The 8,055-nt window shown below is 63.5% G+C and carries 12 protein-coding genes; 4 read left to right on the forward strand and 8 right to left on the reverse strand.

Going from position 1 to position 8,055, the window contains the following annotated elements:
- Window positions 1-18: 18 nt before the first annotated feature.
- Both GGR04_RS03310 and GGR04_RS03315 read right to left on the reverse strand, forming a co-directional pair.
- Window positions 19-1,062 carry an acyltransferase family protein gene (locus GGR04_RS03310; RefSeq protein WP_183197820.1) on the reverse strand — a complete coding sequence of 348 codons (1,044 nt, stop codon included), beginning with the start codon at window positions 1,060-1,062 and terminating at the stop codon, window positions 19-21.
- A 41-nt stretch (window positions 1,063-1,103) separates the two neighbouring features.
- Window positions 1,104-2,267, reverse strand: coding sequence for an acyltransferase family protein (locus GGR04_RS03315; RefSeq protein WP_312857391.1), 1,164 nt, complete (start codon window positions 2,265-2,267; stop codon window positions 1,104-1,106).
- A gap of 176 nt (window positions 2,268-2,443) precedes the next feature.
- On the opposite strand from GGR04_RS03315, the gene GGR04_RS03320 reads away from it, so the two are divergent.
- Together GGR04_RS03320 and GGR04_RS03325 are read left to right on the forward strand one after the other, a co-directional pair.
- Window positions 2,444-2,617 (forward strand): hypothetical protein, encoded by a 174-nt coding sequence (locus GGR04_RS03320; protein ID WP_210291612.1) that lies wholly within the window; start codon window positions 2,444-2,446, stop codon window positions 2,615-2,617.
- Window positions 2,614-2,895, forward strand: coding sequence for a hypothetical protein (locus GGR04_RS03325; RefSeq protein ID WP_183197826.1), 282 nt, complete (start codon window positions 2,614-2,616; stop codon window positions 2,893-2,895). Before GGR04_RS03320 ends, GGR04_RS03325 begins: the two co-directional genes overlap by 4 nt.
- Here GGR04_RS03325 and GGR04_RS03330 read toward each other — a convergent pair.
- Window positions 2,892-3,200 carry a hypothetical protein gene (locus GGR04_RS03330; protein ID WP_183197828.1) on the reverse strand — a complete coding sequence of 103 codons (309 nt, stop codon included), beginning with the start codon at window positions 3,198-3,200 and terminating at the stop codon, window positions 2,892-2,894. The two genes, GGR04_RS03325 and GGR04_RS03330, sit on opposite strands and share 4 nt — an antisense overlap.
- A gap of 103 nt (window positions 3,201-3,303) precedes the next feature.
- On the opposite strand from GGR04_RS03330, the gene GGR04_RS03335 reads away from it, so the two are divergent.
- Entirely contained in the window at window positions 3,304-3,498 is a 195-nt protein-coding gene (locus GGR04_RS03335) for a hypothetical protein (RefSeq protein WP_183197830.1), read from the forward strand.
- Window positions 3,495-3,875, forward strand: coding sequence for a hypothetical protein (locus GGR04_RS03340; RefSeq protein ID WP_183197832.1), 381 nt, complete (start codon window positions 3,495-3,497; stop codon window positions 3,873-3,875). Before GGR04_RS03335 ends, GGR04_RS03340 begins: the two co-directional genes overlap by 4 nt.
- Window positions 3,876-3,911: 36 nt before the next feature.
- On the opposite strand, the gene GGR04_RS03345 is transcribed toward GGR04_RS03340, so the two are convergent.
- The 5 genes from GGR04_RS03345 to GGR04_RS03365 all read right to left on the reverse strand — a co-directional run.
- Window positions 3,912-4,571 (reverse strand): SOS response-associated peptidase, encoded by a 660-nt coding sequence (locus tag GGR04_RS03345; RefSeq protein WP_183197834.1) that lies wholly within the window; start codon window positions 4,569-4,571, stop codon window positions 3,912-3,914.
- 159 nt (window positions 4,572-4,730) lie between these two features.
- Window positions 4,731-5,303: a hypothetical protein gene (locus GGR04_RS03350; RefSeq protein ID WP_183197837.1), complete on the reverse strand. Its 573-nt coding sequence runs from the start codon at window positions 5,301-5,303 to the stop codon at window positions 4,731-4,733.
- Entirely contained in the window at window positions 5,296-5,625 is a 330-nt protein-coding gene (locus tag GGR04_RS03355; RefSeq protein ID WP_183197839.1) for a hypothetical protein, read from the reverse strand. The genes GGR04_RS03350 and GGR04_RS03355 overlap by 8 nt, the downstream gene beginning before the upstream one ends.
- 77 nt (window positions 5,626-5,702) lie before the next feature.
- Window positions 5,703-6,653: an N-acetylmuramidase family protein gene (locus tag GGR04_RS03360; RefSeq protein ID WP_183197841.1), complete on the reverse strand. Its 951-nt coding sequence runs from the start codon at window positions 6,651-6,653 to the stop codon at window positions 5,703-5,705.
- Between the two features lie 275 nt (window positions 6,654-6,928).
- A partial coding sequence (locus tag GGR04_RS03365; protein ID WP_183197843.1) for a calcium-binding protein occupies window positions 6,929-8,055 on the reverse strand: 1,127 nt, incomplete at its 5' end.

The raw sequence follows: 8,055 nt of genomic DNA on the forward strand, positions 1-8,055 counted from the left end.
CTTGGGGGAAGTGATCTCTTAAGCCCCAGCTCTCAACCGTTGACCAAGGTTTCCCCGCCACCTGAGTGCGGGCCGCTCGATCGCATACCAGGACGCGATGCTGAGTGGCACCACGATTGCCGTAGCGATCAAACCGTTTTGCCACGGGGTTTGCCCAGACCACCAGATAGCCTGCTGGACGGGCCACGCGTAAATGTAGATGCCGTAGGAGAAATCTCCGAACCGGTCGAGATCGACATGCGGTGCAGTGTAGGCGAGAACGAAAATCGCGTACACGAGACAGACCGACAGGACGATGGGGAACAGGACCGTTCCCAGAAACAACCACGGCACCAACATTGCCACGGTGGCCGCAATGCCGTTCAGCCGCACGAGATCGCGATTGATCCAGAGAAGCGAGCCGATCACGAAGTAGGCGTACTGCCGATTGTGGTTTGGTGCGACTCCGATGGACGGCAGGTAGGGCTGCAGGAAGTAGCCCAGCACGAGCATCGATCCCAAAACTCCGTTCGCGATGGTGCGACGCCGAAAGCCTCCGAGAAGGCCGAACACGAGGACGGCAACATAGCACCGCAGTTCGAGGATCACTGTCCAGAGCGATCCGTTGACGGAATTGCTGAAAGGCCGGTTGTCGAACACGCCCGGCAGCACCGTCCGAAGGTCGAGGAGCAACGCCCCCAGGGCGAACGACCATGTCTGGGGCGACGTGAAAAACTCCTCGACGCTCACCGACGTGAGGGCCGGCCCCAAAACGCCCAGCATGAGCGCAAAGAACACGAGCGCCGCAGGGTAGAGGCGAAGTGCCCGGCTCAGCACGTAGTCGCGCCAAGGACGGTTTTCGAAACTCGCCGTCACGAGAAACCCGCTGATGGCGAAAAAGCCGGTTACGGAAATGGCTCCGACCCATGTTCCCGGCATCACCATTGTCGATAGCGGGTCGAAGCCGGAACCCGTGATGGGCCAGGCATGGCCCCATAAAACCATCAGCGCGAACACAAGCCGGATCAATGTGAAATTGTTGTCGCGGCGGCCGTCAAAGCTCGAAAGCGGGGGAGAATGCATCAGTGTCTCAGCATGAACTTTTCTGGCTATCATCCCATCACTCAAAGCGATGCTGTCGGTGCGACGGCTCCAGAGGTACGGGGCTTTTTCATCCAGTGTAGAATCGGGCGCTCGATCCAGCGGTAAGACAGAATCGAAGTGGCCAGGGTGATCGCCCCCCATACCAACGCTGTCAGGTAAGGTCGCTCGAAGCTGTAGATCCCCAATCGCGACCCTGTCCAGTTCAAGGTCCAGAAGACTGGCAGATGCCAGATATAAAGGGAGTAGGAGGCGTCACCCAGCCATCTCAAGGACGGCATCATACGACGCCCGTCTTGCTCCCTGGACACGGCCACGTAGATTAAGGCCACCGAGACGACCCCGAAGGTCAGCAGACGCCAGACCCGGTCCACCTGCACGGTTTGGTCCTGGGTGGAGAGGAAGACGAGGCCGAGTGCCAGCATCGGCACACAGAGCAAAAGCGCCACCCGACGATAGGGCAGTCGACCCTTCGACGCGAAGTGCGCGATGAGCATACCGGCTGCAAAGTCCATCAAAATGGCGTCCGTCACTGGATTGAGCGATCCGATCCAACCGACGCGAGCTAGGGTGATCAGGATGAGATGCACCACGACCCATCCGACGAGCGCTTTTTCCAGATGCACAGGCGCAACGAGCAGGATCGCTACAATCCCGGCGTAGAAGTAAACCTCGTACATCAACGTCCAAGCGGCAGCGATCACGTCATAACGGTTGGTGACGTCTATCAAGAACCATTCCGGCCAGTTTGCCATCGCTTTCATCGGATACGTTGGGTCGACAAAGCTCGTGCTGAAAACGCTGAAGAGAAAGACAATCCAATAGAGCGGATAAATCCTCAGAAACCGGTTAAGCGCGAAACGCCCTGTATCGCCTCTTTCTGCTGATCGCCGGGCTGAAAGGAACAGAACAAACCCGCTGATGACAAAAAACAAATCGACGCCAATGAGCCCAAGCGGAAGAGTGTGCGGAGCAATGACGGCGATCCATCCCGCGTAAGATCCATTCTGCTCATAGAAGGCAGCTACAACGCGCAACAGATGCATGATCACGACGAGAAGCGCTGCAACGCCTCGCATCACTTGTATGTTTTGGAATGTCTTCGGCTTTCGCTCTGATAGCGTTGGGTGAGAAGTCAAAATTTCACCCAGAGTTGGCTTCGTTCTACCATCACAAACTGGACGCATCGGTACAGGAAGTTTCGAACATGTGGTGCTAGCTCAGACAGTCGCTTCTCAGGCGCAGACTAGCACAACCACGACGGCTTGGACGATCAACGGCCCCTAGGATTCTCCCGTGTTGGCGCTGATCGTCACCACCATGTTGCGAAAGGCGTAGGCAGCCGCAACCCTGTCCAATGGACTTGTCAGAGCGGTTCGATCAGGGGCTCGAGGTGAACCCAGAGATCGAGCGAACGCACACCCTGCACTGGACGACCCTCGAGACGGCGGAGCGTTTGGAGCCCTTGCCGGAGGGCGATCTGGAGAACGGGCTCAAGCTTGTCATTTCCGCTCTCGGCAACAGCTGGGGTGGATGACCGGGATCTCGCCGCCGAAGACCACTGAGGACTACGCCAATCGCAGCGCCGACTGCCAGGCTGCGATGGACGCGGCGTTCCTGGCGCTGCGCACCGCCGGAGAGGAAGCCGGCTGGACCGAGGACGACGTGGCGATCGCGCTGCTCGAACTGGCCCGCGGCAACATCAAAGGCATGATGGAAGACCGGAAGATGCTGGGCACGATCGAGGTGGCTCGGTGGACCGGAACGCTCGGGCCAGAAGGGACACCCTTCCGCCGGCCGCCGCCTCGCCGCTAGGGGTTGCCTCTCGCTTCCAGTTCATCGATCCCCACCGGCCATCGACGCTTGAGCCATGGCGGCGGCGTCCATTGTGCCAGCGCCTCGCGATTGTTCACGTCGATCAACGTGTACCGCACCCACCGGGATGGCGTCCGGCACCACGAGCAACGCCAGATCAGATCCTCGATCTCCGCATGCGGCGCGATATACCCTTCGAAGTCCCGGCAGAGATAGGTCACGTGCTTGGAGCATCGCTCGCACTTCACGACGATGCCGAGACGACGGCGGCACCCTTCCTCGAAGCTCCGTATCCGCTGCACCACCGTCCGACTCCATTCCTACCGCGCAGGAACAAAATAGGAACAAATGCTTCCCGTCGAGCGTCTTTGAAGGCATCATCCACAGATCGAATCATGGAGCCCTCCGATGTCACGCCTCGCCGAAACGATCACCGACCTGCCCTTGAGCGACAATCTGGAAGCGGCGATCGACGACGCCATCCGGGTGTCCGGCGGGGATCCCCGCGTGGCGATCGGCGCGCTGATCGCAGGGCAGCGCTCCCTGATGGAGGCCTACGCGCAGCGGATCTCCGCCGGCTACGTGCGCCGGGGTGCCCGATGAGCGGCGGCGGACGACGGACGCAGCGCCATCCCGCGATCTTTCCCGACCAGCAAGCTGAACTCGTCCGCCTCGCCTACGACGTCTGGAGGAAGTGCTCGCTGGCGATGGTGCTGTTGCAGGTAGAGAGCGACGACTATCGAACCGTCGCAGGTTTCCAGGCCACGGCACTCGACTTCGCGAAAGCGATCACACAGGGCGAGGTGGATTTTGCCCGCGGTACGACGACGACGCCCGGAGATAGGATGCCGGGTCGGCCGATGGACCGCGACGCCGAAGTCGAGCGGGCGATTGAAGCTTGCGGCGGCGATGCGAGAATGGCCGTGCGTGCGTTGCTAGATCTCAAGCAGCGGTTCGAGGCCGTGCGCCAGTTGCCATAGGCGACCGGTGGCTGTGGATCACCCACCGGTCGCCGATCACGGCTGAGGATCGTCCAGTCGCTGGCCTTTCGCGACGATCCGCAGCGCATCGTCGGGTAGCGGCCGCTGCAGCCTCTTGGCCTCTGGCCAAGGCGCGCGCAGCCAAGCATCCATCTCCTCGGCGTCCATCAGGATCACCGGCATCGCCTTTGGGTGGATGGCGCCGACCGTGGCATTCGCATCCGTCGTCAGGAAGCCGAACGCGTCCACGGTCACCTCGCCTTCCTTCGCCTTCCGAACGCTGGTCCACGTCGTCCAGACCCCGGCGAAGACCATCAGCGGGCGGCTCTCGTCGGCGGCGAACCAGACCGGGACCTTCCGCTTGTCCGCCGTCGTCTCGTATTCCGAGAAGGACGTGAACGGCACGAGGCAGCGGCGCTCGGGCCCCAGCCAGCGCCGCCAGTGTGGGCTCTGCGTGTTCCGGATGTTGGTGACGCCGGGATCACGCGTCAGGCCCTTCAGCGCGAAGGCCGGCGACGGCATGCCCCAGCGCATCGCCGTCAGCTCGCGCTTCCCGTCGACCACCCGCACCACCGGCGCCTTCGTGTCGGGGAAGACGCCGGGCATCGACGGCAGGTTGCCGAGCCGGTCCTCCATCGTCCGCGTGAACTGCAGGATGGCCGCCTGGCCCTTGGTGATCGCGTAGAGATTGCACATGCGCGGACGAGAGCACGCCGCCTGACGCGAGAAAAGCCCCGCCCCGGCCGGTGGGCCGAGGCGGGGCTCTGGAACTTCAAGCGAGCTTGTGGCTTGCTAAACGATGACCCGATACGCGCTCATGTGGCCGGCCCTCTTCGCGGCAATGATCTTCGTGATCTAGCCGACGACCTTGGCGCGCGGCAGCGGAAACGGCCCCGCCGTCGTCGGCAGCGGCCAGAATCCATGCCATGCCCGATGCTCGACGGTGGTGAACCAGGTCGCGTAGCCGGTGACGCATCCCCCGATCAGCCGCCACGGCCCCCACTCCTGTATGCCGAGCGGTCGATTCGTCGGCACGCCCGGTTGTTGGTCCTCGAACTCGAAGAAGGTGCTGCGGAAGCGGCCGTTCGGCTCCCCGTAAAAGATCTGTTGCCGGCCCTCGATGTAGGAGGCGTCGGTCCGCACCTTGGAGAGCGTGCCGCTCACGATCGCGTCCCGGCCGTCGCAGCGGGCGGCGGTCTGCTGGAACCCCTCATAGACCACGACCGGCCCCGAACATGCGCCTGTGTCCGGCGCACGCGCGCCTTCGCAGACCGTGACGGTGGCGAGCACTGGCCATCGGTCCACCTCCCATCGCCCAATCATGTGCTGGACGCCGGAGAAGATGAAGAAGCCGCCGACGAGGAACACGCCGGCGCCGATCGTCGCCAGCATGTTTCGGAAGGCGTGGGCGATGGCGACCTTATCCATTGGGTTTGTCCTCATCCACGGTTGAGAGGCGGCGCCGGCGCCAGTGCCAGACGTCGAGCACGAAGCCCGAGACCGACACGCCGCCGACGCCGATCACGAAGGCCGAGAGGCGGGCGAGTTCCGCGGGCGTGCCGATGATCGCGCCGAGCGCCGGCGTCAGCGCGGGGATGGCGAGCGGCGAGAGGTAGAGGGCGCAGATCGCGCCGACGACGATCTGGCCGACGCCATCCCGCCACGAGGTCTTGCGCGTCAGCCAGTTGACCGCGCCGCCGAGGGCACCGGCCAGCAGCAGCCGCGCGTCGGCTCCGAACATCCAGTCCATGCGAACGGCTCGTCCTTCTGCGAGGTAGGGGTGGAACGAGCGTGAATGCGACGCCGCGTGAGAAGCCGGCACGGTGGTCAACCCGGCGCCGCGTTGCGAGGGGCGAGGAAGGCGCCCGCATAGCCGCCAGCCGCGACGACGAGCGTCGTGACGATGATCACCGTCTCCGGGTCGTTGGCGATCTCGGCGGGAATCCATCCGAACTTCGCGAAGAGCAGCAGCACCGGCCCCACCAGCGTCGCCCCGATCGCAGCGCCGTTCGCCTTGGCCTTCGGCCCGCCGGTCGGAACGGTCGGCTCCGGTGGCGGTGCCGGGCTCGTCACGACGACGTCCGTCGACGGCGCCGGCAGCAGGATCGGCTCGGGCCGCGGCGTCGGAACGGGCACCCGCACCGCCTCCCCTTCGATCACCGGCGACCACGGCGTGTCGCGAATGCGGCTCCAGCGGGCGTAGGCGGCGGCAAGCCGTGTGTGGTAGCCGTGCTTGGCGTATTGCGGACCGTTATAACCCCTCGCGAACCGCGCCCAATCATGCGCCCGCAACGCGCCGTCGAGTCTTGCCGACAGGATGAAGGCGACCATCATCTCAAGGTGACGATCGGCATCGTCGAGCGTCGCCATCACCATCGCCTGGACGGTGTCGAAGCCGACCATCGCGTGGTTCTCGCCGAGGATCTGGCCGAGCCCCCACGAGGCGGATTTCAGCGCGGCCGTCTCGTCGATCGCCATCGCCAGCGCGAGCCGGGGATAGCTGTCGCCGGGATAGGGCTTCTCGCCCCACGAAGGATAAGCGAGCCCCGCCGCCACGGCCCGGTCGCGCTTCTCGCCCGGCCCGAGGTTCTTCCAGAAGCGGTGCGGCTCGAAGAGCATCTTCGGTCGCCCGCGCGCATCCCAGGCGCCGCCGGCGGCCTCGACATCGATGACGGCGTGGATCTCGTCCTCGCCCACCCCGATCCGATGACCGAGGCGCGGCAGGTCGATGTCGTCGAGAGGCTTCGCGACGCCGCGAAAGCCGTTGAACTCGATCATGAGGACCTCCGGGCAAACGAAAGCCCGGCGTGAGGGCCGGGCGAGGGAATTGTTGAGTGTGTTTTGCGACGATCATCGCAGGCAGCTGGACGTGTTGCGTAGGTTCAGCCTGACGGAAGCCGCCGGGCCATCATCGCACTCCGGTGGCTTTCGCTTGTTTGGCCCGACCCGCCATTTGAAACATGGGTGAGCGCCGAAGTACGGGGAAGTATGGCTCATGAAAAAGCCCGCCTAGCAACGCTGGGCGGGCTCGTAGTTATCGAGAGTAACAGCCGTTATGCAAAGATATCAGCCGTCAGCGTACCAGGCGTGATGCCCTGAAGAACGATCACACCACCCTGCCCAATGAGGATTGCGGTGTTCCCGTCGCTCGTCTGCGTGAAGGCGTAGGGCTGGCCGCCAAGCTCGATGCGGTCTCCCGCTGCGAAGTTGAAGTCGGTAATGATGTCCTGACCACCAACGGAGTGAACGAAACGATCTGCGCCGGCACCGCCAGTGATCACGTTGCTCCCAGGGCCGGCGATGATGCGATCCGCTCCTGAGCCACCCGTGATGTTATCGTTTCCGACGCCTCCGAAAACGGTGTTGGCACCCGTCCCGGTGAACACGATCACATCGTCACCGCCATTGGCGTAGACGACATTGTTCCCGTTCCCAACGATCGTGATGCGGTCCGCCCCATCATTCGGATCGGTGATCGTAGAACCACCCAGCACCAAGTTGTTGCCGTTACCGTTGATTTGGATCGCATCATCGCCCGGCCCGGCTGTGATCTGGTTGGCCGAGTTGTTGGTGATGATTACTTGATCGTTGCCAACGCCGCCGAAGATGCTGGCGGTACCGGTGGAGTTAAAGACAATGACGTCATCTCCGCCATTGCCGAAAATAATGGCCGATCCGGCGCCCGATACTGAGATGGTGTCGCCCGCATCATTGGGGTCTGCAAAACCCGAACCGCCGTACAGCTGGGCAGTACTCCCAGCATCAGGGGTTGCAGTGATCTGATCAGCACCGCCTCCACCGAACACTGGCGTGGTAGAATTGCCCGCCGCGAGCGTGTCGTTGCCAGGAGTGCCGTTCGTGAGAGGAGGCTGTGTGGTAGGGGGCTGAGTGGTGGGCGGCGGCGTCACCGGAGCCGTATCGTCGTTGGTGATTGTACCCGTCGCCGTCGCGCTGGCGCCGATCGTGCCACCGCCCACGACGCCCGAGATCGTCGCAATCACCGTCTCGTCCGGCTCGACGACTGCATCCGGCGTCGTCGTGACCGTGACGGTCGCGGTGCTGGCCCCTGCAGCGAAATTGACCGTGCTACCGGTAGCAACCGACGGCGTGTAGTCGGTACCGTTCGTCGCCGTGCCAGTGTAGGCGATCGCAACCGAGCCGGCCTGCGAGACGTCGCCGG

It is taken from the genome of Aureimonas pseudogalii (genome assembly GCF_014196835.1).
Classification (GTDB): domain Bacteria; phylum Pseudomonadota; class Alphaproteobacteria; order Rhizobiales; family Rhizobiaceae; genus Aureimonas; species Aureimonas pseudogalii.